The organism is Corynebacterium sp. MSK204 (assembly GCF_030229885.1).
GTDB lineage: Bacteria > Actinomycetota > Actinomycetes > Mycobacteriales > Mycobacteriaceae > Corynebacterium.
This window is the reverse complement of the sequence record NZ_JASPGQ010000004.1, coordinates 103,238-129,331: the sequence shown is the minus strand read 5'-3', so window position 1 is coordinate 129,331 and position 26,094 is coordinate 103,238. Positions and strand designations below refer to the sequence as shown.

At 62.5% G+C, this 26,094-nt stretch carries 25 protein-coding genes and 1 pseudogene; 7 read left to right on the top strand and 19 right to left on the bottom strand.

Going from position 1 to position 26,094, the window contains the following annotated elements; genetic code table 11:
• Positions 1-63 precede the first annotated feature (63 nt).
• The 13 genes and pseudogenes from QP908_RS04070 to dacB form a co-directional block, all read right to left on the bottom strand.
• A complete protein-coding gene (locus tag QP908_RS04070) occupies positions 64-675 on the bottom strand; it encodes a GNAT family N-acetyltransferase (protein WP_239268440.1) in 612 nt (203 codons plus the stop codon).
• Positions 675-1,616, bottom strand: coding sequence for a pantoate--beta-alanine ligase (locus QP908_RS04065; protein ID WP_284771716.1), 942 nt, complete (start codon positions 1,614-1,616; stop codon positions 675-677). The genes QP908_RS04070 and QP908_RS04065 overlap by 1 nt, the downstream gene beginning before the upstream one ends.
• Positions 1,613-2,287 carry a Rossmann-fold NAD(P)-binding domain-containing protein gene (locus QP908_RS04060; RefSeq protein ID WP_284771715.1) on the bottom strand — a complete coding sequence of 225 codons (675 nt, stop codon included), beginning with the start codon at positions 2,285-2,287 and terminating at the stop codon, positions 1,613-1,615. The genes QP908_RS04065 and QP908_RS04060 overlap by 4 nt, the downstream gene beginning before the upstream one ends.
• Positions 2,288-3,388, bottom strand: coding sequence for a DUF6779 domain-containing protein (locus QP908_RS04055; protein WP_023023949.1), 1,101 nt, complete (start codon positions 3,386-3,388; stop codon positions 2,288-2,290).
• 5 nt (positions 3,389-3,393) lie between these two features.
• The gene (locus QP908_RS04050; RefSeq protein WP_023023950.1) at positions 3,394-3,867 is read right to left on the bottom strand and encodes a DUF3180 domain-containing protein; all 474 of its coding nucleotides are present in this window, start codon (positions 3,865-3,867) and stop codon (positions 3,394-3,396) included.
• Entirely contained in the window at positions 3,864-4,349 is a 486-nt protein-coding gene (gene folK, locus QP908_RS04045; RefSeq protein ID WP_023023952.1) for a 2-amino-4-hydroxy-6-hydroxymethyldihydropteridine diphosphokinase, read from the bottom strand. Before folK ends, QP908_RS04050 begins: the two co-directional genes overlap by 4 nt.
• Positions 4,350-4,432: 83 nt before the next feature.
• A pseudogene (gene folB / locus QP908_RS04040) lies at positions 4,433-4,807 on the bottom strand (dihydroneopterin aldolase); the annotation flags it as partial.
• A 2-nt stretch (positions 4,808-4,809) separates the two neighbouring features.
• The gene (gene folP / locus QP908_RS04035; protein WP_023023957.1) at positions 4,810-5,769 is read right to left on the bottom strand and encodes a dihydropteroate synthase; all 960 of its coding nucleotides are present in this window, start codon (positions 5,767-5,769) and stop codon (positions 4,810-4,812) included.
• A gap of 41 nt (positions 5,770-5,810) precedes the next feature.
• Positions 5,811-6,419, bottom strand: coding sequence for a GTP cyclohydrolase I FolE (folE, locus tag QP908_RS04030; RefSeq protein ID WP_023023959.1), 609 nt, complete (start codon positions 6,417-6,419; stop codon positions 5,811-5,813).
• 11 nt (positions 6,420-6,430) lie between these two features.
• Entirely contained in the window at positions 6,431-8,806 is a 2,376-nt protein-coding gene (gene ftsH, locus QP908_RS04025; RefSeq protein WP_284771714.1) for an ATP-dependent zinc metalloprotease FtsH, read from the bottom strand.
• Positions 8,807-8,818: 12 nt separating this feature from the next.
• Positions 8,819-9,406, bottom strand: a complete 588-nt coding sequence (gene hpt / locus QP908_RS04020) for a hypoxanthine phosphoribosyltransferase (RefSeq protein WP_005284864.1) — start codon at positions 9,404-9,406, stop codon at positions 8,819-8,821.
• 12 nt (positions 9,407-9,418) lie between these two features.
• On the bottom strand, positions 9,419-10,399 hold the full coding sequence (gene tilS, locus QP908_RS04015) for a tRNA lysidine(34) synthetase TilS (RefSeq protein WP_284771713.1): 981 nt from the start codon (positions 10,397-10,399) through the stop codon (positions 9,419-9,421).
• Positions 10,400-11,686 (bottom strand): D-alanyl-D-alanine carboxypeptidase/D-alanyl-D-alanine endopeptidase, encoded by a 1,287-nt coding sequence (dacB, locus tag QP908_RS04010; RefSeq protein ID WP_284771712.1) that lies wholly within the window; start codon positions 11,684-11,686, stop codon positions 10,400-10,402.
• An 82-nt stretch (positions 11,687-11,768) separates the two neighbouring features.
• Between dacB and QP908_RS04005 the strand changes: the two genes are divergently transcribed.
• Positions 11,769-12,242 carry an inorganic diphosphatase gene (locus QP908_RS04005; protein WP_035108560.1) on the top strand — a complete coding sequence of 158 codons (474 nt, stop codon included), beginning with the start codon at positions 11,769-11,771 and terminating at the stop codon, positions 12,240-12,242.
• A gap of 412 nt (positions 12,243-12,654) precedes the next feature.
• A complete protein-coding gene (locus QP908_RS04000; protein ID WP_284771711.1) occupies positions 12,655-13,368 on the top strand; it encodes a putative endonuclease domain-containing protein in 714 nt (237 codons plus the stop codon).
• Positions 13,369-13,442: 74 nt separating this feature from the next.
• Here the strand turns inward: QP908_RS04000 and QP908_RS03995 are convergent, their stop codons facing one another.
• Both QP908_RS03995 and QP908_RS03990 read right to left on the bottom strand, forming a co-directional pair.
• On the bottom strand, positions 13,443-14,843 hold the full coding sequence (locus QP908_RS03995; RefSeq protein ID WP_284771710.1) for an FtsX-like permease family protein: 1,401 nt from the start codon (positions 14,841-14,843) through the stop codon (positions 13,443-13,445).
• Positions 14,840-15,526, bottom strand: a complete 687-nt coding sequence (locus tag QP908_RS03990) for an ABC transporter ATP-binding protein (protein WP_284771709.1) — start codon at positions 15,524-15,526, stop codon at positions 14,840-14,842. Before QP908_RS03990 ends, QP908_RS03995 begins: the two co-directional genes overlap by 4 nt.
• Between QP908_RS03990 and QP908_RS03985 the strand changes: the two genes are divergently transcribed.
• Genes QP908_RS03985 through QP908_RS03965 form a run of 5 tightly spaced genes read left to right on the top strand, consistent with a single transcriptional unit; the run spans position 15,525 to position 21,730 of the window.
• Positions 15,525-16,334 carry a sensor histidine kinase gene (locus QP908_RS03985; RefSeq protein ID WP_284771708.1) on the top strand — a complete coding sequence of 270 codons (810 nt, stop codon included), beginning with the start codon at positions 15,525-15,527 and terminating at the stop codon, positions 16,332-16,334. The genes QP908_RS03990 and QP908_RS03985 overlap by 2 nt on opposite strands.
• Positions 16,331-16,999, top strand: coding sequence for a response regulator transcription factor (locus tag QP908_RS03980; RefSeq protein ID WP_005279481.1), 669 nt, complete (start codon positions 16,331-16,333; stop codon positions 16,997-16,999). Before QP908_RS03985 ends, QP908_RS03980 begins: the two co-directional genes overlap by 4 nt.
• A gap of 24 nt (positions 17,000-17,023) precedes the next feature.
• On the top strand, positions 17,024-17,320 hold the full coding sequence (locus QP908_RS03975) for a rhodanese-like domain-containing protein (protein ID WP_284771707.1): 297 nt from the start codon (positions 17,024-17,026) through the stop codon (positions 17,318-17,320).
• A 37-nt stretch (positions 17,321-17,357) separates the two neighbouring features.
• Positions 17,358-17,816 carry a MarR family winged helix-turn-helix transcriptional regulator gene (locus QP908_RS03970; RefSeq protein ID WP_284771706.1) on the top strand — a complete coding sequence of 153 codons (459 nt, stop codon included), beginning with the start codon at positions 17,358-17,360 and terminating at the stop codon, positions 17,814-17,816.
• 2 nt (positions 17,817-17,818) lie between these two features.
• A complete protein-coding gene (locus tag QP908_RS03965) occupies positions 17,819-21,730 on the top strand; it encodes a Pls/PosA family non-ribosomal peptide synthetase (protein WP_284771705.1) in 3,912 nt (1,303 codons plus the stop codon).
• 1 nt (position 21,731) lies between these two features.
• Here the strand turns inward: QP908_RS03965 and QP908_RS03960 are convergent, their stop codons facing one another.
• The 4 genes from QP908_RS03960 to QP908_RS03945 all read right to left on the bottom strand — a co-directional run bounded on the left by QP908_RS03960 (position 21,732) and on the right by QP908_RS03945 (position 26,094).
• The gene (locus QP908_RS03960) at positions 21,732-23,252 is read right to left on the bottom strand and encodes a metallophosphoesterase family protein (RefSeq protein WP_284771704.1); all 1,521 of its coding nucleotides are present in this window, start codon (positions 23,250-23,252) and stop codon (positions 21,732-21,734) included.
• Positions 23,253-23,499: 247 nt separating this feature from the next.
• The gene (locus QP908_RS03955) at positions 23,500-24,648 is read right to left on the bottom strand and encodes an alpha/beta hydrolase (RefSeq protein WP_239268481.1); all 1,149 of its coding nucleotides are present in this window, start codon (positions 24,646-24,648) and stop codon (positions 23,500-23,502) included.
• 264 nt (positions 24,649-24,912) lie between these two features.
• A complete protein-coding gene (ppk2, locus tag QP908_RS03950; RefSeq protein ID WP_023023989.1) occupies positions 24,913-25,812 on the bottom strand; it encodes a polyphosphate kinase 2 in 900 nt (299 codons plus the stop codon).
• A gap of 150 nt (positions 25,813-25,962) precedes the next feature.
• Positions 25,963-26,094 carry a hypothetical protein gene (locus QP908_RS03945; protein WP_023023991.1) on the bottom strand — a complete coding sequence of 44 codons (132 nt, stop codon included), beginning with the start codon at positions 26,092-26,094 and terminating at the stop codon, positions 25,963-25,965.

Here is a 26,094-nt window from a genome sequence, read left to right as displayed (position 1 = left end):
TGACGCTCCGTTCGTTTGCGTAGCGTGAAGCTGCGCTCGTTTGCGTGGCGTGACGCGGTAGCCTCACGCCACGTGGCGCACGTACAGCATGCAGGTAAGGTCGCGGTCCTTATCGATGGAGATTTGCTTCTCCCCCACCCGCTCAAAACCGCGGGAATCGTAGAACTGATAGGTGCAGCCATCGTCGGTGTAAAGGTAAATATCCTTGCCGGGGTGGCGCTCCTCAAAGGCCTCAATGAGCGCGGTGCCCACGCCTTTTACACCCGAGTTCGGGTCAGCGACGAGAAAGCCGATCTCTCCGTCCACGGTATTTTCGGCCAGGTAGCTGACCAACATGTCCTCGTTCGCGGCATCATAGTCACCGCGGTGCCCGCCAGGGCGCAGGCTATTGAAGAGATCCACGGCCTTGACATAAGCCTTGCGCCACCACGGATACGGCAGCGCTGGTTCGCCTTTAATCGATGCCAGAATCACGCCGAGGAAACGCCCATCATCGGCATAGGCGGCCAAAATATCGGTGGCCTGGGCCCGCTCTAAATCCCAAAAGTAACGGCCGTAGGCGCGCTCGAAGCGCGGGTTCTTCACAAACCAATGCAGGTGCATGCCTTCGATGGCAAACTCAATCGCCTTGGGCTCATCGCGCGGGTCGAGGTCGCGGATGTGGATTTCGGTCATTAGCCCTCCGGGGATTGGTCTTGTTCGCGCTGCTTTTCGCGCTCGAGCTCGGCCTTAGCCTCGTGCTCTTCAATATTAGTGAAACCAATCCCCAACGGCAGGCCAACGTTGTCAATTAATCTAACTCCGCCAATGGTGGCCGCAACGAGCAGGCGGGCATCGCCCTCGGCGGGTGGCTCGCCCAGATCGCGGCCGCGCACCTCTAAGTATTCCGGTTCAACGCCGGCGGCTTCTAGGACACCTGCGGCAACCTCGCGAACCTTGTCTGCCCCCGCCTCTGCGGCATGTGCCCCGGCGGTAAGCGCGGCGGACAGGGCGGCTACGTCCTCCCTCTTATCTTCGGGCACGCGGGTATTGCGCAGGCTCATCACCACGCCATCGGGCATGCGCACGGCGGGTACGCCCTGCACGCGAACCCCGAGGTGCAGGTCCTGCACCGCATGGTGAATGGCCAAGAGGAGCTCGTAGTCTTTTTCCCCGATGAGGACATCGGTGGGCGACAGTGCCATCATCAGCGTGAGGTAGAGGGTGAGCTCGCCTGATAGATCGGGCTCTAAGCCTTCAGGTGCAGATTCAGCATCAGGCGTCTGCTCGGCAGCGGCGGAGTTCGCGGCGTCGCGTTCGACGGCGACGCCGCGAGCCGAGATAGTAATCCGGCGACCATGAGGCCAGAGCTTCTCGGGAGTGTAATCCCAGATGACGTCCACGCCCTCGGCGCGCAGGAGATCTACATCCTCGGCACGAGGTTCTTGGAGCGCCACGACAGTCACCGCGCCGCGGATGCGGCGGGCCGCACGCACCAGCGCGATATGCCCAGCATGCACGCCGGTGGTCAATGGCACGAAGGCCACAGGGCGGCCGGTCTTGCGCAGCGCGCTACCCACCATGCGGATGCGGTCGACCTCGCTGATGACGGTGGCTTGTCCCATCTTCAAGCTCATCGGGATTCCTCCTGCAAGGCCCACATTTCCAATTCGGTGCGATCTTCTACTTCACCCAAGCGCCGAGCGGTTTCTAAGTAGTGGCGGCGCATTCCGGGATCCGTGGCACCGCGATAGGCTGCGATGATGTCTTCTGAATCGATGTCGAATTCAGACGGTGGGATCTCATCAAACTCGGCAAAGAAATTGGCTTCTACGGCAGCTGCTAGGTGCAGGCGGCTAAGCATTTCTATGTAGTAGGAGCGGGCGGCGAAGGCGGGACGTTCGGCATCGGAAAGCGGCACTGCCTGCCCCCGGAATTCGCTCACTACGAAGTCAGCGATGTTTTCTCCCAGCTCATCTAGCGTGGATACTGCCCAGCGCCCGCCCGCCATGGGTGCGACGGCCGCCACGATGCAGCCGTGGGTCTCCAGCGGGTCAAGGCCTTGCACGCCTCGGGACAGGCACGTGTGGAAAGCGATGAGACCCTTGTGTACGTGGTCCTCAACAAGCTCTACAGCAGCATCCAGCCGTGCCTCACCCACGGCAAGAATCAGTGCCTGGAAGGAGCCAAGCTCGGCCGGATCATCAAGCATCTCCACGGTATGGCCGGCGCGCTCCATGGCAGTGGCCAGGGAGATCCCGGCGAGGCTGCGCCCGAAAAGGGCAACGCGCATGCGCGGTGGACGCATTTATTTATCCTTCTTCATCTGTGCCAATAGCTCCGACACGGACACGGAACCATCGCGCTGTTCATCGCTGCGGCGGCGGCCGCGGGTCTGCTGCTGGCGGCGCGAGGCCGATTGCTTCTGCTCGGCGGCCACGTGGTGTCCCGAGCCCTTATATTCCTCGCGCGCATCCTTGCCTGTGGTTTGCTGCGGGATGTTCTGGGTCACCGCATCGGAAGCGGGCTCGGCTGCGGTATCAGCCTCTGGCTTGCGGTGGCTACCTCGTGCGCCAGAGTGAGCTGCGTTGCCAGAGCCCGACTGCCGAGAGCCTTGGCGCTTGATATTGGAGTCCCCACCCGAATCCCAGCGCACGGCCTGGAAGCTGCCGGTATCGAAGGAAACGTCCTTCGGCTCCTTCGCCCCCGCGGCCTCGCTGGACGTGGCGGGCTTGGGGGCATCGGCAAGCTGCTCGGAGTGGGCGGGCTTAGCGGCATTATCGGTCCGGGAAGAGCTGCGCTGCGCGCGGGTGTTTTCGCTGATGATGTCATTGAGCGGGTTAGAGTCCGCGTGCTCGCCGGAGGGTTGATTGCCCAGGCGGCCAGCGATGGCATCGGCAGACGGCGCGCCGGTAGACGTTTGCTCAAAGTCGACGTTTTCTTCCCTGTGGTGGGACGCCGCGGCGGTCTGCGCCTCCAGCTCCATGATGCGGCGCGCCTCCGCGTGCAAGGCGGCTGGCTCGTAGGTGAAATCGTGGCCGGACAAATCCTCGATCTGCTTCCGGATAGAGGCCAGCTCGGTGCGGATCTCATCGAGGATTTGCTGATCCGGCAGCTCCTTGCCTTCGGCTGCGCGGGCCTGCTTGAGCTCCGCGCGGTGGGCGCGCTCCTGCAGCTCCAGCTTGGTCACGGATTCCTCGGCCTGGCGGCGGTAGCGCATCACCAAGAAAAAGCCCACCACTGCGGCCCACAGGGCGGCAATCAGCGCAATCTTGAGCGCCGCTGCGGAGCCGGAAATGAGCATGACGATGCTGGCGATAACGGCCAAGATGACGAGGGCGATAATCCCAATTTGTCCCCAATCTGGCGAGGACGACGAGTTTTTGGAAGAAGAGCGCGGCTGAGTCATGTTCCCTAATGTACCGCTTGAAGCCCGTCCGGTGGCGGCGGGGTCTCACAGTGTCGCTCCAATCGCAGGCCAGCCGCAGACATGGCGATGCCGCCAATCGCGGATGCGAGCACTCCCACCAGATCATCGGAAGCCGCGACAAGGGTGCCCGCATTCGGGATGACATACACCGCCACCCCTGCATAGAGCCCGCCGACGATCGCACCCGTCCACGCCGAAGCCTTGCCCACCAGCATGAACTGCGCGATGGTCATCGGATTAAGCTGCGAATTATCTAGCCCGATGCCGTGATCCTCATCGGTGGCCTTATCCACTTTCCAGGTAAGCCCCAAGCACACCACCACCATGAGCCATAGCGTGGCAGATACCGTAACCGGGATGGACATCATGGAGCCATAAAAGCGCGTGGTGAGGATGGCCGCCGCGGCTGCCATGAATATCCCAACACCGATAAGCGCACCGAGCGAGGTCCGTTTCATAACTCCTCCATCAGGCCCAAGCGGTGGATATTGACGGTTTCCTGCGGGTCCAACGCGGCAACCAGCGCGGAGACATCCTGTCCCTTCAACTTAGCAGCCGGCTCGGCGGCCAACCAGGGTATAAGCACGAATGCGCGCTCGTGGGCATAGGGATGCGGGACGATAAGTTCCGCATCGGAGGAGCTATAGCCCTCGATATCGACGATGTCCACGTCCAGGGTGCGCGGGCCCCAGTGGCGCACGCGCACGCGCTCAGCCGCCTCTTCCAGCTTCTGGCCGCGCCGTAAGAGCTCCAGCGGGCTCTCCTCGACGTCCACGATGAGCACCGCATTCAAGAATTCATCCTGGTCCGTTACTCCCCACGGCGGGGTGGCATAGACGGGCGAGGCCGCCACGATGTCCTCGCGGAACTCGGTAAATACCGTGCGCAAAAGCTCCACGCGGTCATCCATATTGGAGCCGATGGATAGTACCGCGCGCATTACTGACTCCCGGGGTTCGTGCCGGGGCGCTGCGCGTCGGCTCCCTGCGGAGTTCCCACCTGCGGAGCGGGCCGTGGGGCTCCGGTGCGCGCGTGCTTGCGGGAGCGGCGGGCGACGACGGCGACATCGGCAAAAGTGCGCGGGATCGGCGCCTTGGGCTTGTGCACGGTCACTTCCACCGCGTGCAGGTCGGCGAAGGATTCCATGATGGTATCGGCCACCTCGCTGGCGACGGTCTCAATGAGATCGCGGGAGGGGCCTTCGACGATGCTGGCGGCGACATCGGCAAGCTCGGCGTAATTGATGGTCTTGGTCAGATCATCGTGAGCTGCGGCCTCGGCAAACTCGGACCAGCAGGTGATATCGACGATGAAGGGCTGGCCGGTGCGTTTTTCCTCATCAAAGACGCCGTGGTAGCCAAAGCATTCCAGGCCGGTTAATTCGATGCGATCTGCCATGGTTAATTCCTTTCCGTACCCATCGCGGTAGAGGTCACTGTGCCCGTGCCGGTGGCGGCATTGCGGTAGCTGCCGGTGGCATTGGCGCCGCCTACATAGGACTCGCCGGCGTTCCACGCGGCGGCCACGTCGACGGCATCGCGGGATACGCCCACCTCGTGCACGCGCACGCCCCACGCGCCCATCTGGGCGGAAATGGCGGTCACGGCGGCGGTGGCGGGATCGGCAAGCAAAGGGCTCGCCTCTACCCCGCGGTCTTCCCGGATAGCGGCGAGGAAGCGCTTGCGCGAGGCGCCCACCAGGATGGGGAACTCGCCGTCCAGGAACTCGGGCAGGGCCTTAAGCAGCGCCCAGTTATCCTGTGGGCTCTTGGCAAAGCCGAGGCCCGGATCCAGCACGATATTGTCCTTTTTCACGCCTGCATCCAGGGCGTTTTGGCTCAGCTGGGCGAGGGTCTCGTGCACGTCGCGGACCACATCGCCGCCGTGATCGGCCGTGCCCGCCGCGGATCCGAACGCGCCTTCCTGGAGAGTGCGCCAGTGCATGAGGCAAACGGGCACGCCGGCATCAGCCATGGCGGCATACATTTCAGGATCGGCAAGGCCGCCGGAGACATCGTTAATCATGTCCACCCCGGCCGCAGCCGCCGCGGCGGCAACCGAGGCGCGCATCGTATCCACCGAGGTGCGAATGCCCTGCTCGTGCAGCGCCTGGATGACCGGGACCACGCGGTCGGCCTCTTCCTGCGCCTCCACGCGCACCGCACCCGGGCGGGTGGATTCGCCGCCCACATCGATCATGTCCGCACCCTGTTCCACCAGCTCACGGGCATGAGTGGTGGCGGCGTCGAAGTCGAGCCACCGCCCGCCATCGGAAAAGGAATCCTTCGTAACATTCACGATGCCCATGACGAGCGTGCGCTTCGGGATGGTCAATTCTCCAACTGAGGAAGCCGGGTGCACTGCGTTCTCCTTTTCGCTCGACAAACTCGACTGCGTACGCGCTACGTACGAATGAAGCTGAGCACTTCCGCGCGGGAGGCCGCGTTATTTTTAAACCCGCCGCGCACCGCGGAGGTCGTTGTGGTCGCGCCCGGCTTGCGGATGCCCCGCATGGCCATGCACAGGTGCTCGCACTCGATGACCACGATGACGGATTGGGCCTCGAGGACATCCACGAGGGCATCGGCAATCTGCTGGGTCAGGCGCTCCTGAACCTGCGGGCGCTTGGCGTACATATCCGCCAGGCGCGCCAGCTTGCTCAACCCGGTCACGTGCCCGTCCTTGCCGGGGATATAGCCAATATGCGCCACCCCATAAAACGGCACGAGGTGGTGCTCGCAGGTGGAATAGATGGGAATATCGCGCACCAAGACCAGTTCCTGGTGGTCCTCCGCAAAGGTCTTGTGCAGCACCTCCGTCGGGTCCTCGTGCAGGCCGGCGAAGACCTCGCGGTAAGCGCGGGCCACACGGGCCGGGGTTTCGCGCAGTCCTTCGCGGTCAGGGTCCTCGCCCACGGCAAAGAGTAGCTCGCGGACGGCCGCCTCCGCCCGCTCCTGGTCATACGGTGCGCGGGCGGGCACCTGCTGGTTATCAGTGTGATTTTCAGACATGCACGTACTTCTTACTCTTTATCATCGCGCGGCTTTTCCGCATCGCGCGCGTAGGGGTTATCGCGGCGGGAAGACTCATTCCAGCCTGGGGTGAACCATTGGCTGGTTTCTCCCTCTGGCTTGTGGTGCTTGCCCCTGCTTTCCGATGCCGAATCCGCTCGCCCTTCTCCACCGTCATTGCTGGTGTCGCGGTCGCTGCTGCCGTGGTCGCTCTGGTCCGCGCGGTCGTTCTGGTTGTCTCGGCCGCTGCGGCCGCTCTGGTCAGTTCGACCATCGCGGTGGCTGCTGTCACCGCCGTGCAGCTCACGCACCGTTTCCGGGTCCACGTAGTCCCCGGCGTGCTGACCAAAGTTGAAGCCAACCTCGCCCTTGATCTCCTCGCCGGCGAGGCGGCGCTCGCGGGCGGCCCGGGAGGCATCGAGAAGCGTCATGCGTTTAGGAAGTTCCTCGCCGCGCTCCTTGGCCAGCTCAACCGGGGTCTTGACCGGCGCGTAACCAATCTGGCGCGGGAAGCGATCGTCTTCGCCGGGGAAGACATCATAGGCATCGCGCGGCACGATGCCGTCGAAGATGCTCTCCAGATCCGGTCGGCGCAGGGTCTCCTTTTCCAGGAGGGCCTCGGCCAGCTTGTCCAAGAACTCGCGGTTGGTGCGCAGGATGTCGTAGGCCTGCTCGTGCGCGCGCTCGAGGAGGTAGCGCATCTGCTCATCGATCTTGGCGGCAACGTCATCCGAGTAATCGATGGAGCCGCCACCCCCGCCCATCTGGCTGAACGGATCGCCCTGCTCCTGGCCGTACTTGACGGTGCCCAAGTCAGGAGAAAAGCCGTATTCGGTCAGCATCGCGCGGGCGATCTTGGTGGCGTTCTCGATATCGGAGGACGCACCCGTGGTGGGAGCACCGAATACCAATTCCTCGGCGGCGCGGCCACCCATGGCAAAGACCAAACGGGAAAACAGCTCGTCGCGGGTGTACATGCCCTTGTCGTCTTCCTGCGAGGTCATGGCGTGGCCACCGGTGCGGCCGCGGGCCAGGATGGTGACCTTGTACACGCGCTCGATATCCTTGAGTGCCCACGCGGACAGGGTGTGGCCGCCCTCGTGGTAGGCGGTGACCTTCTTCTCGTGCTCGGAGATGATCTTGCCCTGGCGCCGTGGACCGCCCACCACGCGGTCGGTGGCTTCTTCCAGCGCGTCATAAGTAATGACGTTGCCGCCGATGCGGGCGGTGAGAAGCGCGGCCTCGTTAAGCACATTGGCAAGGTCCGCACCGGACATGCCGGCGGTGCGCTTGGCCAGCTGCGCCACATCGACCTCTTCCGCCAAAGGCTTGTCCTTGGCGTGGACGCGCAGGATCTGCTCGCGGCCGGCCAGATCCGGGTTGGTGACCGGAATCTGGCGGTCGAAACGGCCCGGGCGCAACAGTGCCGGGTCCAAGATATCTGGACGGTTGGTGGCCGCGATGAGGATAACGCCCTCGCGATCGCCAAAGCCGTCCATCTCCACCAGCAGCTGGTTCAGGGTCTGCTCGCGCTCATCGTGCCCGCCGCCGGTTCCGGATCCGCGCTGGCGCCCCACGGCGTCGATCTCGTCCACGAAGATAATGCACGGGCTGTGCTCCTTGGCCTGCTTGAACAGATCACGCACGCGGGAGGCACCCACACCGACGAACATCTCCACGAAGTCCGAACCGGAGATGGAATAAAAAGGCACGCCGGCCTCGCCCGCAACGGCGCGGGCCAACAGGGTCTTACCGGTACCCGGAGGGCCATAAAGCAGCACGCCACGCGGAATCTTCGCGCCGAGCTCGTAATAACGGGAAGGATCATCAAGGAAGTCCTTGATTTCCTGCAGCTCATCCACGGCCTCATCGACGCCGGCAACATCCTCGAAGGTATTGGTCGGCATATCCTTGGTCAGCTCCTTGGCCTTGGAGCTGCCGATGCCGAACATGCCGCCTGCACCCTGCTGCATGCGGGACATGAGCCAGAACAGCAGGGCGAAGAGGATGACCATCGGCAGCAGGAAGCTGAGCATGGAGCCCAAGAACGAATCCTGGGTGACGTTGGTCTGATACTTCTCCGCACCCGAATCCTTGACCGCATCAAAGACCTGCTCGGAGGCGCGCGCGGGGTACTGAGACACGATCTCTTGTACGCCCTCGCGCTCTTCTACCGTGATTTCGTCCTTGAGCTTGATGCGCAGGCGCTGCTCGCGGTCATCAATTTCTACCTCGTCAACGTTTTTATCCTGCAGCTGTTTCAGGGCCACGGAGGTATCCGTGTCCACATATCCGCGGGTCTCGTTGCTAAAAAACGTAAAGGCGTACAGCGCTACGAGGATCAGTGCCGCAATGCCGCCGTAGCGAAGGAGTTTATTGTTTTTCATTACTGCGCGATTTTAGTTGGTGGTATAGACATCAGGGTGAAGGGTGCCCACAAAGGGCAGGTCGCGGTAGCGTTCCGCGTAGTCAAGGCCATAGCCAATGACGAATTCATTGGGGATATCAAAGCCCACATCGAGCAGATCGATCTGCGCTTTTACCACTTCCGGCTTGCGCAACAAGGTCACCACGTTGAGCGACTTCGGGTTGCGCCCCTGCAGATTGCGAATGAGCCAGGATAGCGTCAGGCCCGAGTCGATGATGTCTTCCACGATGACCACATCGCGCCCGGCGATATCGCGGTCCAAGTCCTTCAAGATGCGCACCACCCCAGAAGAAGACGTGGAGGCGCCATACGAGGAGACGGCCATAAACTCCAGCTCCGAGGGAATAGATAGCTTGCGCGCGAAGTCCGTCAGGAAAAAGGCCGCACCCTTTAATACGCAGACCAAAAGCAGGTCTTGCTCGGCGTCGGCATATTTTTCAGACACCGCATCCGCCAGCTGCTGGACGCGGTCTTTGATTTCCTCTTCCGTGATGAGGATTGCTTCTACATCGTCTCCGTAGCGGTTTGCGGGGACGGCGAAGTCTTTCTTGTCGTGCACGTGTGCGCTCCTTTAATGACCAGACAATAGTGCCAGTTTGCCACCTATACGTGCTACTTCCAACCTCTGCCCCGCTTGCCGCGCCGAACTCACAGCCACCGGCCCTTGTCCGTGCCAGTTGGTACACAGCTTGCCGATGCCCCCAATCCCCTCCCTTGTCACCTTCACTCCCCGCTCGATGAGCCAGGCCGCAATAGCGCGCCGGCGTCGCGGCTCCGGCAGCGCGGCCAATTCCGCACAGTCCGCGGTGGTCGGCGTGGCGAGGTATTCTTCATCGCGCGCGGTATCCATCGCCGCTTGCGCCAACGCCGGTACCGCATCACCGCCGATGACCCGCGATAACTCCGGGATGATTTCCTGGCGCAGCGCTACCCGCCGAAAATCCGTATCCGCATTCTGTGGATCCTGCCACACGTCCAGCCCCAGCTCTGCGCACGCGCCCTCCGTATCGGAACGGCGCACCTGCAGGAATGGCCGCACAATCCGCGCGCCTTCCACTACTGACCGCTCCGGCATGCCGGCCACCCGGCCGCGCAGGGCGCCAAGAAGGAGCGTTTCCGCCTGGTCATCGGCCGTATGCGCCACGGCAATCTCCAGCGCCCTTTCTCCCCCGCGCGCAGCTGCGCCTTCGCGCGCGGCTGCGGACATCGCTCGGTAGCGCTCTTGCCGAGCCGCCGCTTCCAGCGAATTCCCCGCTTCCTCCGGCACCCGTACCACGAGCACCCGCGCCCGCGCACCCAAGCTTTCTGCTTGCCGAGCCGCCTTCTCAGCCTGCTCACGCGAACCGTCCTGCAAACCGTGGTCGACGCACAGCGCGATGACATCGTGGCCCTCTGCGATCATCGCCGCGCACAGTGCCAAAGAATCTGCGCCGCCAGATAGCCCCACCGCCACGGTGTGTTCCATCTTTGCCGCGCGGACCGCGCGTCGGCAGGCCAAAAAATGCGGTGAGACCCGCGGCCAAAACGGCGTTACTCCAGGCTGTGGACTCATTTAGAACTCGTGCAGCGCCGCGGCGAGGTCGTCTTGGGCCGCGCGAGCCGCCATAATCTCGCCATCATTGACCAAGAACGCAAAGGAATACACGCGCCCGGATTGGCCTTGCGCGGTGCCCGCCAGCGCGGATACGCCGGTCAATGTGCCGGTCTTCGCCCGAACAAATCCGCGCGCCGTGGATTCCCCGTAGCGCTCGTGCAGCGTGCCGTCACCTCCTGCTACCGGCAAATACGCAGCCAAGGGACGCAGCTGCGGGTCCTCCACCGCGCCGTTGACAATCTCAGCCAGCACGCTCGCGCTCAACCGGTTATCTACCGAAAGACCCGAGTTGTCCTTGATATCCACGCCACTCACATCGAACCCGTGCTCGCGCAGCACGTCCAGCGTGGCTTGGGTATCGGCTTGGAAGCTGGGCTGCTTGCCGCGGGCATCGGCAAGCTCGCGGGCAATTGCCTCTGCCATGACGTTATCGGAATGCCGCACCATCTCCAGCGCACGCTCGCCCAGGGGATCCGACTCGACGCTGGCCAGCTCCTCCGCACCGTCAGCCATCGTGCCCGCGGCGAATTTATCCGTGCCCAGGCGCTTGGCCAGCTCGCCCGCAACGTCGAGGGCCGGGGTGTGGCTGCGCGGCACATCCCCCTCCGTAGCGCCAATGCGCCCGCCGTACAGCATGGCCGGTTCCATGGGCGCGACGAAGCCCTCATCGACGTTTTCCGGATCCCAGCCCGGTGCCTGCGGCTCGCCCGCCCACGCGGAGGTATCGATGTACACGCCCGCGACCTGGGTACCGGTCTTTTTAATCTGATCCGCCAGGTCATCGAGCTGCTCGTTGGTCATCCAGACATCGCCAGCCGCCTTGATCACCACATTGTTCGGGTCCTTGCCGCGGTAGACCTTGGTGGTAATCCGCTTCGACTCATCCAGGGCGAGCGTTGCCGCGGCGGTGGTGAGCACCTTCGTCGAGGAAGCCGGGGTCAGCGCCTTATCCGCGTCGCGCTCCCAGACCACCGTGCCGGTCTCACTATCGATGACCTGCCCGCCAAAGTTGGCCAAATCCTCGCTCTTGCCCAGCTCAGCGAGCTTTGCGCTGAGCGCCGCAAAGTCCACGTCCTGCGCCTTAGCCGGCAGCAGGGGATTTTCCGGAGCCTGCACCGTTTCGGCCTCGCCATGCGAAAGATCGCCGTACTCGCGCTGGATGCTAACCCCCAGCGCAGCCGTACCCCCGACCGCCGCCGTGACCACCAGCGCGGTTACTGACCACCAAACCTTCTTTGCTTTCATCGCCACCAACCCTAGCGCGGATGGGCAACGCGCTAGACTATTGACGGTAATTAACACCCAATCCCACATGGAGGACATCGCCGTGAGCGTTGAAGTAACCATTGAAATCCCAAAGGGCTCCCGCAATAAGTACGAGGTGGACCACGAGTCCGGCAAGGTCTACCTGGACCGCTACCTGTTCACCCCAATGGCCTACCCCGCCGACTACGGCTTCATCGACCACACGCTTGGCGAAGACGGCGATCCCCTCGACGCCCTCGTCATCCTCCCCGAGCCCGTTTTCCCAGGTGTCATCGTTGAAGCCCGCATCGTCGGCGTGTTCAAGATGACCGATGAGGCCGGCGGCGACGACAAGCTGCTTGCCGTCATCGATGACCCACGCTGGGAGCGCTACCAGGACATCGACGATGTGGAACAGCACATCAAGGACGAAATCGAGCACTTCTTCGTCCACTACAAGGACCTCGAGCCCAACAAGGAAGTTTCCGGCTCCGGCTGGGGCGACAAGGCCGAGGCCGAGAAGATTCTGGAAGAGGCCAAGGCTCGCCTGAAGTAGGCTGCTGGGTTTCTCGGGGGTTCGGGGTTTGGCCGCGGATTTTCGCGGCCAACTGGGCCGTTTTGGCGCGTGACTGGCCTGTTTTGAGGCCCAGCTGATGCGTTTTTGGCGGCCACCTGATGCGTTTTTGCAAATAGGCCATGGAAACCGTGAGGTTTGGGGCCACTATTTGTTAAAACGCATCAAGCAAGCATCAAACGAGCACCAACCAGGCTCCAACCAAGCACCCAACCGCGCTGAATAAGCGCCTAAACGGACCACACAACCTTCGCTTCGGGGGGATCGAGGGATACAAATGGAAATTTTTCGGGGGAAAAGTGCCGCTCAGCAAGCGGTACGCCACGGCGCCGTCCGGATTGCGAACGGCTTCTGCCTGTCGGAGGAGCCGACGCCGAACCAGCTCGCGCGCATCATGAGCGAGCAATGGCCGGATTGCGCGCTCGACGGCTACTCGGCGGCGCTCAAGCACGTCGATAAGCCGCTGCGCTTTCCACTGGAGTTCTTGCGCAGCTCATCACTGCCGTCGAGTAAGTACTTCACTTCGCGCCGCGCCCGGCCGAAGGGCGCGTTGACCTGGGACGGCGTCACCGTGTGCAATCCACTGCAGGCGGTCGAGGCGATGCCGGAGGATGATGCGGTCGCCTTCCTCGAGGACTTTTACTCCGGCAAGGACGGGCTCCAACGGCTGGAGCTGAATAAGCTGGACTACCAGCGGTTTCCGCGCCCGGTAAAGCGGGCGTTGGACAGGGCGATCATCGGCACGGATAGCGTGCCGGAGCGCCAGATTACGCGCGCCCTCGCGCCGCATTTCACGGTGCATAACAACATAAAAATAGGCCCTTACCACTGGGATCTGGTGATTGAGGAGCACAAGATCGCCATCGAGGTCGATGGCTACGCCTACCACCGGGGCGAAAATCGCCGCCAGTTTGAGTTGGACCGGCACAAGCTTAACGATGCCGTCCATCGCGGCTGGAAGCCCCTCCACTTCACCGCGACGACGATTGACCACTACCCGGATTTCGTGGTGCAGCAGGTAATGGCCACGGCGAAGAATAAGCGGCCCTTTGCGCGGCCGCCGTGGCAATGGCACCGCTTGTGGCGGCATGAGGGCGCGCGGCGCTAGGGCCAAAGGCCGGGCCCAGGGCGAGCTAAGCTCAGTAAAGCAAAGCCCAAGGCGACCGAAGCGCAGGAAACCGGTTATTCCTTGCGGCGGCCGCTGCGGAGAACGTGGCCGCGCAGGGGCTCGACCAGCGCGATGGCGAGAAAGGTCACCGCCCAGCCCACGGCGAGGAAGCTGAAGGAAATGAGGAGCCGCCCGGCGAGGTCGACGCCTTCCTCCCAAACGGTGCTAAAAAACATCAGGCCGGCGATGCCGCCGCCGAAGAGGAAGCCGAAGAGGCTGAGCGCGACGATGGGTCCCATCACGGCGAGGGCGTTCGTGCGGAATTGGAAGCGGCGCGGCACGCCCATCAGGTCGAGGGAGCGGATGAGTTCCTTGTCCTCGAAGGCGGACGATACTTGGCCGAGGAAGATGGACATGCTGGTCAGCGCGAAGCCGAAGAACAAGGTCAGGACGACGCCGGTGGAGACGTCTCGGAACATGATGCCCGTTTCTTGTTCTTCCTTCATCGCAGTGGCAAGCGCGTCGGTGCCCATGGGCGCGCCCATGAGGAAGCCGGCGAGAAAGCCGAAGAAGCCGATGGCCGCGCTTTGCCGCCAGGCGCGGCGGGCGTTGGCGCCCACGCGCTGGCAGGCCACGAGGTGTGCGGTGCCGGGGAGCAAAGCCAAAAGGCGGGCGCCGATTTGCAGGAGGTAGGGCGCGACCAGGTTGATGCTCATGACCACCGCGAAGAGCACGACGGCCACGGAGATTTCGGGTGCGCCGGATTTGCCTTTGAGCAGGGCACCGCCGACGGTGACGATGAGGAGGAAGGCGATGAGGCGCCACCACCTAAAAGCAGCGGGCATCTGGCGCTTGGCCACGCCGACGGGGCTGACGCGCACGCGCCGCATGCCGGCAAGGGCCGCGGCGAGAGCGAGGAGAAAGAGGACTACGGCCACCGCGAGGTATCCCCACCAGGGCAGGATGATTTCCTCGAAGGCGACGGGGCGGTCCTGGAATTTCACGTGCGTGAAGACGGGGGCGATGAGCACGCTGATGAGCCAGCCCAGCACGATGCCGATGAGGGCTTGGATGCCGGTCTCCACGGCGGCCATGCGCTCAACTTGGTGGGAGCTTAGGCCCAGAAGGCGGAGGGTGGACAGGCGCTGTTCCCGGCCGGAGGCGCCGAGGACGGCGGCCTGCGTGGTCAGGTTAAACAGGGCGGGAACGATAAAGGCGCAGGCCATGAGCGCGAGGACGAACCAGGGCAGGAAGTAATTTTCCGGGTTTTCGCCGGCGGCGGCGCGCAGGGCGGGCACGGCGTCTTCTGGGTGGTGGGCGCGCTGCCAGAACATCCAGGTGCCGCCGGCGACGAGGAAGGCGATGGCAGCGCCCAGTGTCAGGCTCACGATGGCCAGCACGCTGACGATGCCCGCACCGGAGCGGGCGCGGACGGATTCGCGCTGGAGGCCGAGGACTAGGGTCGCGGTGTTCATGGCTGCACCCCTAGGCGGCGGTCATCGTGAATGATGCCGTCGCGGATTTCCACGCGGCGCTGCATCCAGTCCGCCACCTTGGGGTCGTGGGTGACCATGACCAGGCTGGCGCCGGATTGGCGCACGGTGGTGGTCAGCATCTGCATGACCTCGTGGCCGGTGGCTTGGTCGAGGGCGCCGGTGGGTTCATCGGCAAAGACGACGCCGGGGTTGGCCACGAGGGCGCGGGCGATGGTCACGCGCTGGGCTTGGCCGCCGGAGACTTGGGCGGGGCGGCGCTCTGCGAGATCGCCGAGCCCCAGCTGGTCCAGCAGCGACAGCGCCTTCGCGCGGGCCGCACGCCGGCCCAGGCCGTTGAGCATCGCGGGCAGCGCCACATTGTCCAGGTTGGTCAGCTCCGGCAAAAGCTGTCCGTCTTGGAAGACAAAGCCGAAGTGGCGGAGGCGGGTGCGGGAGCGGGCGGCATCGGAAAGCGTGGAGATGTCTTCGTCACCGAAGTGGACGCTGCCGTCGGTGGGCGTGAGCGCGCCGGACATGCAGTGCAGCAGCGTGGATTTGCCGGAGCCGGAAGGCCCCATGATGGCGACGAGCTCGCCCGGGGTGATGTCCAGGGTGATGCCGGCCAGCACGGGGCCGCCGCCGAAATCCTTCGTGATGTCGTGGAGGGAAAGTGTCTGTGTCATGCTGTTCATTTCACCGTGCCGGGCGCGCTATTCCTACAGCGCTAAGGATACTTTCCGGGTAGTGCTAGCTTTACCCCTGCCCGGGGCGCGCGCGATTAGGCTTGGGGGCGTGTTTTTCAGCAAGAAGCAGGCCACCAGCAATGAGGAGCGGCAGGCGCGGGTCATCGCGGAGCTGACGGCCTCGCGCCGCGCGATTGCGGATGCCTACGAGGTAGAGCGCGCCCGCATCGAGCGGGATCTGCACGATGGCGCGCAGCAATATTTGGTGGCGGCAAGCATGAAGCTCGGTGAGGCCCTGCTGGATGCCACCGGCTCTGAGGCCGAGCTGCTCACCGCCGCGAAGCGGGACGTGGATCGCGGCCTGCGTTCGCTGCGCGCGACGGTGCACGGCATTCACCCGCAGGTCCTCCAGGATCACGGTTTGGTGGCCGCGCTTGCCGATGCCGCCTCCGCCCACGGCCCCCACGTCAGCGTCTACGCCCCACACCCGTTGCCGCAACTTTCCGCCAGCGTGCTGGCCTGCGGTTATTTCTTCGGCACAGAGGCGTTGACCAATGCCGCGAAGCACGCGCCCGGCGCGCCGGTTTCGGTGCTCATCACCTCGGATGCGGCGCTGCATATCTCGGTCGTGGATGAGGGCCCGGGCGGGGCGCGGATTGAGCCGGGGCGCGGGCTGGCCGGCATGGCCGAGCGGCTGGCGGCCTTTGGCGGGGAGATGTCGCTGTCCTCGCCGGAGGGAGGACCGACGCGGGTAAGGTGCACGATTCCGCTCCTTTTGGAGCGTGGGCAGACGGGAGTATCAGCATGAGTGGATTAAGGATTGTGATTGCGGATGACTCCGCGATCCTGCGCGAGGGGCTTGCCGGGCTCTTGGAGCGCCGTGGCCACGAGGTTGTGGGCAGGGCGGGAACGGCGGTGGAGCTGGAGGGGGTCATCGGCAAGCTGAGTGCCCAATTGCCGGATGTGGTGATAACGGATGTGCGCATGCCGCCGGAGATGGGCGATGATGGGCTGAAGGCGGCAGTGGCACTGCGCCGGGCTTATCCGGGCCTGCCGGTGATGGTGCTATCGCAGTACGTTGCGCCGGCGTATGCGGTCGCACTGTTTGATTCCCCGGATGCGGGTACTGGGTACCTGCTTAAGGATCGCGTCTCTGAGGTGCGCGATTTCCTGGCCAGCCTGGAGGTGGTGGCCCAGGGCGGCACGGTCATCGATCCAACGGTGGCGCAGGCACTCATGCGCTCTGGGCGCAGCGGGTTGGGCGAGCTCAGCCCGCGCGAGCGCGAGGTCTTAGAGCTGATGTCGCGCGGGAAGTCCAATAAGGACATCGCCGCCGAGCTGGTGCTCTCGAACGCTGCGGTGGCCAAGCACGTGTCCAATATCTTTACCAAGCTGCGCCTGGATCCCAGCGAGGATAACCGCCGCGTGAAGGCGATCTTGCAGTACCTGTCCGCGGCCACCTACGGCGGCTAGCGCGCGGCACGTAGACTGCGGGGTATGCAAAACGTACAACCCACCGAAGTTCCAGCGGGCGCACAGCTTATTGATGTGCGCGAAAACGACGAATGGGCCACCGTGCACGCGCAGGGTGCCACCCATATTCCGATGAGTGAGATAACGGGTCGCATCCAGGAAATCGACCCGGACCGCGATATTTATGTGATTTGCCACTTAGGCGGGCGCAGCGCGCAGGTCTGCCAGTATTTGGAGAACTCCCTGGGCTGGGACGTTATTAATGTTGAGGGCGGCACCGATAAGTGGGAGGCGGATGGCCTGCCCGTCGTTCGCGATTAATTGGCCTTTACCCATCTTTTGAGATTATGATGATGGTATGGCTTCCACTAATAATTCTGGCATACCAACCTCCCTGCTCGAATCCCCGTCCTTCCAGCTAGAGCGCCTGCGCCGTCGCACCCGCGATGGCGTCGAGGTGGCTCTGCAGACCAAGCAGACGACCATCCGCGAGTTCTGGGTGCTCACCTGCCTCGTCGAGGCGGATGCCGCCTCCCAGTCCTTCCTGTCTGACACCTTGGCCATCGACGCCTCCGATATGGTGCGGCTTATTGATGCCCTCGAGGAGCGCGGCTGGGCCAAGCGCGAGCGCGATCCCAAGGACCGCCGCCGCCAAATCGTGGCGTGCACCAAGAAGGGCACCAAGACCCACAAGGACCTGGCGGAGCTCGTCGCCAACGCCGAGGATGATGCGCTCGACGTATCCACCAATAAGCAGCTCAAGCACCTGCGCAAGCTGGCCAAGGCCATCATTGCAGCGGACGAGGACGAGGCATAAACATGGACGAGCCCGAAGATAGTACAGATCTTCCCAGCGTCCCGCAGCAGTACCTCCTGCGCGATCTGGCCCCGCGCCCGCGCACGTTGTGGGACATCATTACCACCACCGCTGAGATTCACCCGGAAGCCGCGGCGCTTGACGATGGCGAGATCATCACGTACGCCGAACTCGTCCACGAGGTCCAGCTGTGGGCCACGGAGCTGCACGTCAATGGCGTGCGCCGTGGCGATCGCATCGGCATCCGGATGACCTCTGGCAAGCGGGATCTTTACCTTGCTATCCTGTCCACCCTGGCCGCCGGTGCGGCTTACGTGCCGGTGGACGCGGACGATCCGGATGAGCGCGCGGAGATGGTCTTTGGTGAGGCCGATATTGATGGCCTGTTCAGCGATGACGGCTTCCGCTTCCTGCGCGAAGAACCGCGCCACGCGGCCGAGGAGATCGAGGCCCCGCGGCCAGAAGACACCGCGTGGATCATCTTTACCTCCGGATCCACGGGCAAGCCGAAGGGCGTGGCCGTAAGCCACCGCTCTGCGGCCGCCTTCGTGGATGCGGAGGCCAGCCTCTTCCTCGTCGATCATCCCCACGGCCCGCTCGGACCGGAAGACCGCGTGCTGGCCGGGCTTTCCGTTGCCTTCGACGCATCCTGTGAAGAGATGTGGCTGGCTTGGGGCCACGGCGGCTGCCTGGTTCCGGCCCCGCGCTCCTTGGTGCGGTCTGGCATGGACCTTGGACCGTGGCTGATTCGCCGCGATATCACCGTCGTCTCCACGGTCCCTACCCTGGCGGGCCTGTGGCCTGCAGAGGCGCTGGATAATATCCGCCTACTCATCGTCGGCGGCGAGGCCTGCTCCCAGGAGTTGGTGAACCGCCTGGCCACCGAAGACCGCGAGATGTGGAATACCTACGGCCCCACGGAGGCCACCGTCGTCGCTTGTGCGCAACGGATGATTCCGGGGCGCGCGGTTTCGATCGGGCTGCCGCTGAATGGGTGGGATTTGGTGGTCATCGATAAGCAGGGCCGACCCGTTGGCTTGGGTGAGACCGGCGAATTGGTCATCGGTGGCGTGGGCCTGGCTAGCTACCTGGACCCGCAGAAGGATGCGGAGAAATACGCGCCGCTGGAATCTATGGGCTGGCAGCGCGCCTACCGCACCGGCGACCACGTGCGTCTGGAAGAAGACGGCCTGTACTTTGTGGGCCGCGTGGATGACCAGGTAAAGATTGGCGGGCGCCGCATTGAGCTGGGTGAGGTCGACGCGAACGTCGCCGCGCTAGATAACGTCTATAACTCCGCCGTGGCTGTGCAAAAGACCCCCGGCGGCGAATCCGTGCTGGTGGGATACGTCTCGCTGGAAGATGAGGCGCGCGGCTTTAACCACGGTGTGGCCCACGAGCGCCTTGCGGAAACCATGCCTGCGGCGCTGGTCCCGCGCATCTGCGTGATGGATGAGCTGCCGGTGCGCACCTCCGGCAAGGTGGATAAGAAGGCGCTGCCGTGGCCGCTACCCGGCGTCGGCGTGGAATCGACCACACTGACAGAGACCGAGAAGTGGCTGGCCGAGCTCTGGGTCGAGACCCTTGGCGTATCCGTGGAGGATGAGAACGCCGATTTCTTTGACCTCGGCGGCACCTCCCTGGCCGCGGCGACGCTGGTGGGCCACATCCGCGATCGCTACCCCACCGTGGCCGTCCGCGATCTCTATGATCACCCACGTCTTGGTTCGCTGGCAGAGCTCATCGCCGGCGCCGAACCGCGCCCAAAGGCGGAGCAACAGGTACCGCTGCGCGAGGTCGCCCCGGTGGGCGCGAAGACCCGCGTGACCCAAACGCTGCTGCAAATCCCCGCCATGACGCTGGCTGCGACCACCTGGCTGGCCTGGCTCATGCTGGGCTCGACGGTGGCTTCTGCCTTGGGCGTTAATTGGGCGCAGCCCTTCCCGTGGTGGCTGGTCATCGCCCTGGTACTCATCTTTGCCACGCCGCTGGGCCGCATCCCCATCGGCGGCTTTGGCGCGCGCCTCATTACCGCCGGCATCACGCCCGGCGATTACCCGCGCGGTGGTTCGACCCACCTGCGCATTTGGGCCGCGGAAAGGTGGGCCGATGCCTCGGGGTCGCGCTCCATTGCGGGCGCCACCTGGGTCAATAACTATGCCCGCGCCCTGGGCGTGAAGATGAAGCGCGGTGTGGACCTGCACTCGCTGCCACCGGTGACGGGCCTGCTCACCCTGGGCAAGCACGCCGCGGTGGAACCGGAGGTCGATCTCACCGGCTACTGGCTGGACGGCGACGTGCTCCACGTCGGCGCCATCGACATCAAGGAAGGCGCCCGCGTGGGCGCGCGCTCCACCCTGCTGCCTGGCACCGTGGTGGGCAAGTACGCCCACGTGGAGGCGGGGTCCACCGTCACCGGCCGCAAGAAGATCAAGGACGGCCAGCGCTGGTCCGGCTCGCCCGCCAAGAAGGTGGGCCGCTCCAAGCACCGCTTCCCCTCCAAGCCGCCGAAACGCCGCCCCTGGTGGGTGGCAATTTACGGCGCGACCTCCTTGTTCCTGGCCGCGCAGCCGCTCATCGCGGTGCTTGTCGGCTCCATCGTGGATTTGGCGCTGGTCCACTCCACGGACGGCAACCGCTTCATCGGCGCGGTGCTCTTCGCTCCCCTTGCGGCGCTCGCGGCCTTTGCCACCTACATGCTGCAGACCTGGCTGGGCGTGCGCATCTTGTCCATCGGCATCTCGCCCGGCGTGAACCCAGTGCGCTCTGCCGCCGGCTGGCGCCTGTGGGCCATCGAGCGCCTCATGGATGAGGCCCGCACGCAGCTCTTCCCGCTGTATGCATCGCAGCTGACCCCGCAGTGGCTGCGCGCTTTGGGCGCGCGCATTGGCAAGGACGTGGAGATTTCCACCGCCGTGATGATCCCCGCGCTCACAGACGTCAAAGACGGCGCCTTCCTTGCCGATGACACCATGATCGGCGGCTACGAACTCGGCGGCGGCTGGATTCACTCCGGCGAAGCCAAGGTGGGCAAGCGCTCCTTCGTAGGCAACTCCGGCATTACCGCGCCCGGGCGCAAGCTGTCCAAGAACTCCCTGGTCGCGGTGCTATCTTCCACCCCGAAGAAGACGAAGTCCGGCGCCAACTGGTGGGGTTCCCCGCCAGAGCGCATGCGGCGCGTTACCGCGCAGATCGATGCCCCCGCCGAGTCCGCCGAGGCCCTGACCTATAACCCGGGTTTCAAGCTCAAGGCCGCCCGCGGCGTGGTGGAGACCATGCGCCTGCTCGCGCCGATGTTCTCGGCCATGCTGCTCGCCGCCACCCTGGAGATGCTGTATTACCTGCTTGCCGATGTCGGCTTCCTCGCCACCTGGGTCCTTTCCGGCCTTGTGCTCATGGCAATGGGCGCTATCGCCATGGCCGTGACCATCGCGGTGAAGTGGATCTGCGTGGGCAGGCACAGCGCGGCCGACCACCCGCTGTGGAGCGTATTCGTCTGGCTCAACGAGCTACAAGATACCTTCGTGGAGGTCGTCGCCGCCCCGTGGTTCTTCCAACACACCTACGGCACAGGAGAGATCAACCTGGGCCTGCGGGGTCTGGGTGTGGACATCGGCAAGGGCGCCTGGATCGATTCCTACTGGTTCCCAGAAACCGATCTCTGCCACGTCGGCGCCGGTGCCTCCGTGGGGCCCGGTACCGTGGTGCAGACCCACCTATTCCAGGACCGCGTGATGAGCCTGGATACCGTCACCATCGAGGCCGGCTCCACGCTCGCCTCTCATTCGGTGGCGCTGCCCGCCTCGCTCATTGGTGAATCCAGCACCGTCGGCCCCGGTTCGCTGGTCATGCGCGGTGACCGCGTCCCCGCCAACGCCACCTGGCAGGGTAACCCCATTGAGCCGTGGGGTTAGGCTACCGCGCGAAATCCTGATACTTAATCAATTCGCCAGCCTTAAAATCCCAAGCCTCTACTCGGACGCGGTCAGCAAAAACCTTGACCCGAAGTCCGGTAGAGGCTTCTTCCTTTTCTTTAACGATTTTTTCGTCATTATCGCCATCCGGCATGTACTCGTTGAGGATGGCGCCGGTATTAACTACTGGGAAACCAGTGCGGCCGGGCTCACCGGTACCATCGTAGCGGCGGGTACCCCACCAGTTATTCTGGCGCAGCGAAGAGTGGCTATGGCTGCTAAACCAGACGATGTTGTTGTACTTATTGACCACATTGGACAACGCCTCAAGATCTTCAAAGTCATTCTGGTACCACGCCGAGTGAGACATGGACACCGTTTGCGGAAGCAGCGGGTGGCTAAAGACCAGTGCCGGTATCCCTTTGGCGTCCCAGTAGGCTAGGCGCTCATCTAACCAGTTGAGCTGTTCATTGCTAATACGCTGGAACGGCTCCTTGCCGTGGCGCAGGAGATCGGAGTAGAACTCAGTATTGATGGAAATCATCGGTACCCCATCAACAATTTCTTCTTTCCACGGCTTGTCCTGCCCGGAGTGTTTAAGGAAGCGGTCCATGTATGCCTTGGAGCCTTCCTTGCCATACATTTCATGATTACCGATGGTCCACAATTCCTTCCCAGAATCATGAGGTTCTTCCTCATGAGCGGCTAGGAAGGTATCCCACTGTTCCTGCGAGCCATCGTCTACTAGATCGCCATTAAGGACCAGCGCCCCAGCCTTATCCTCCATGCCGTTGAGTTGGCGCACCGCATCTTTATAATCCTCCGGGTCACCCTGAATATCGCTGAGTACGTCCACAACAGCTTGCGGTGATCCGATCTCCTGGCCTAGCGGTTTAACAACTCCTACGTTATCTACCGCCCACCACCAATCATCGTTGCCGTGGTTGTACTTAAAGCTCACCTGCATCTTCTTGGTTCCTGCAGGTACGTCTACCCCGATGGATTCGTGCTTGGAAAAGACATCCTTATCAAATAGCGCTATCTCCTGCGGCTTTCCGCCATCGAAGGAGACCTGCACCGTGGCGTTTTGCCTGTCCTTGCCTTGGCGGTAGTGGTGATCAAATTCCACATTTACGCGGTCTTGACCAGCAACTGCAATCTCCGGGCTGGTCAACTCCGCATTCATCGAATCGCTCTCTGCCAAGCGCTGCTGTTTATTATCGATAATGGCAAACTTATCGTGCGCTTGGGTGAAATAGTGGCGCATATCGGTTCCTGAGGCCCAAGTCCAGTGGCGCATATCCCCAAAAGTCCAGCCCTTCCACCGAGCCTCGCCCGAATCAACGCCCGCGACATTCGTCTTCCATCCATCCGGTGCGCGGTGTGTAAACCACGCTGGGGTGTCAATCTCGTCAAAACTTTCCTGCCATAACACTCGCGATGGCGATGCTAGGTGTTCCCCTTCCTCGCCACTGTCATCTTCTGCGGCCTCATCCTTCATATGAGGTGACCGCGAAGACATGCCTAAGGGGCCTTGTGAGGAGAGTGAAGAGCCAGAGGACAGCGCGTTCAGCGGCGACTGCGCCACCGCATACGGTGCGCATGCAATTGTAGAAAGGGCCAGGATAGACGAGAAAGCACAGAATTGACGTTTCATAACTATTTTTGTATCCAACCCGGGCAACGAAGGGGTTACATATGCGTAAACTCTTGGCAATCACTGTGGATATGCCAAGAGTTTCAGCTAGAAACGCGTCACAAGAACTGTGCTACACGTGGCGGTCCAGCCAGTCCACCACGGTGTCGAGGGCCTGGTCAGCGGCTGGCTCGTTGAAGACCTCGTGCTTCTGGCCCTCCCAGTTGATGTATTCCACGTCATCAGAGGAAATGGAGTTGTACCAGTCCTGGGAGAAGTACGGCGGAACGATGCCGTCCTTGGTGCCGTGCATGATAAGCGTCGGCGCGGTAAACAGGTCCGCGTTCACAGCATCGTAGGTAGCGATAGCACCCAGCTGCAGCGCGGTACCGGCGCTGGTCTTTTGCGCGATGAGCGGGCTAGACGCGTACTCGTCCTTCACGGCCTGGCTGGTGGAAATGCCTTCCGTGAAGGGGTTGGACAGCATGATCTTCTTCGTGAACTCCGGCGACTGCGCACCAATGTAGGTGCGGTGCGGGATCAGGTTCTGCGCGTAGTTGGCGTTGAAGCTGGTGATATCCGCCAACGGCAGGCGCTCGAACAGGGTGGGGTCGAGCTGCTTTTGCACCTCAGAGATCTCGTCCGGCGTGATGGTCTCGCCCGTTGCCTTCTTACCGGACAGGTTCAACGGTGCACCACCGCCATTGGTGATGATGCCATCGACCTTGCCAGGCTCACGAATGCCGTATGCCTGGACGGTCAACGAGCCCATGGAGTGGCCCAGAAGGAAGGTCTTTACATCGGGGTGCTCACCCTTAGCCATGTCGACGACGCGGTCGAAGTCATTGAGGATGTACTGGAAGTTATCGATGTGCCCCAGTGGCGTGCTGCCGGAGGCAGACTTACCGTGTCCACGGTGGTCCAGGCGGTAGACGTTGTAGCCAGCGTCCAGCAGACGCTTGGCCACGTAGTCATAGCGGCCAGAGTGCTCAGAAACACCATGTGCCAACACGACGTTGCCGCGTGGGTTTTCTACCAGCTGCTTGCGGTAGTAAATCTTCACGCCCTCGCCGTCGTGGCTATCGAAGTAGCCGTCTTCATCGGCGATCTGCTTATCAGAAACGGTGGAGCGACCGAGAACGTCGGTCTTATCTGCCGTTGCTTCTGCTACTGGCTGGCCGCCTTCCGCAAAGGCGGTAGCGGTGAGCGTCCCCGATACTGCGATGGGCGCCATGGATACAGCGGTTGCGGTAGCCAGAACGCACAGTTTCTTCCTCATCATGTACGTACTCCTTTTAGTAGTTTGTGTCACGCATATTGATAGGATGACTTTTAGGTCACCTTGATAGTAGTTTCCCCGGGAACGTAATTCAAGTATTTTTTATTTATGGCTGCCAACTTTTTAAGAAATAGCTGTGAGAATAATCAGGCGCCCTCAGGCTGCCGCTATAAAGGCGGTTGAGCCACCTCAGAGGCCTTAGACATAGCAAAGCGGGAAGACCGATCTCTCGATCTTCCCGCTCAACGGCGCTAGGGATTAACGCTACTAATCACCAATCTGGTCGCGGCCGCGCTTGACGATGTTCCCGTCCGGCTCACCCACCACGTCGTAATCTTTATTGGTGTATTCAAACTTGGACAAGACATACCGCATCGCGTTGACGCGGGCGCGCTTCTTGTCATTGGACTTGATGGTAATCCACGGCGATTCCTCAGTATCCGTATAACGGAACTGCTCTTCCTTCGCACGCGTGTAGTCGTCCCACTTATCCAGAGAAGCCAGGTCCATCGGCGAAAGCTTCCACTGGCGCACCGGATCAATCTGGCGGATAGCAAAGCGCGTGCGCTGTTCCTTCCGGGTAACAGAGAACCACAGCTTGGTCAGCGAAATGCCCGATCCCAGGATCATGTTTTCTAGCATGGGCACCTCGCGCAGGAACTCCGCGTGCTGCGACTCGGTACAAAAGCCCATCACCCGCTCAACGCCGGAGCGGTTGTACCACGAGCGGTCAAAGAAGACGATTTCGCCGGCAGCCGGGAAGTGCTCGATATAGCGCTGGAAATACCAAGAGGTAGACTCACGTGGGGATGGCTTTTCCAACGCGACGGTGCGCGCACCACGCGGGTTCAAGTGCTCGTTGAAACGCTTGATGGTTCCGCCCTTACCGGCAGCATCGCGACCCTCAAATAAAATGATGTGGCGCTGGCCAGTTTCCTTGGTCCAGTTCTGCCACTTCAATAGCTCAATTTGAAGTGCGCGCTTAATGGACTCGTATTCATTGCGAGTCATACGCTCTTCATAAGGGTAATTCTCGCGCCACGTCTGCACCGGAGAGCCATCCGGCATGATCAGCGACGGATCATCCTCATCCGTTCCGTCAACGACGAAGCCGTCGGTTTTTGCAAGGTCAATCTCAGGAAGGTCGTCGTCTTTAATATCAGCCATGCACCAAGTGTAACCCGAATGTAGACATCTAGCGCGCTAACTTTTCGCAGGTGCACCCCAAAAATAAAGGAAAGAAAAACGAAAAAAGACCTACCGAAACCGGTAGGTCTTCCTTGTTTAGTAAGCCTTAAGGCTCACCCGAGGATGCTCTTAGACGAACATGCCGATCAGCTGGGATGCACCGTTAGCAATGTCGATGAACGGGCTAACAATGTCGTGGCCAGCTTCTACGATGGTGTTAGCTACGCCGTTTGCCTTGGAGGAAAAAGTGATGATTTCCAT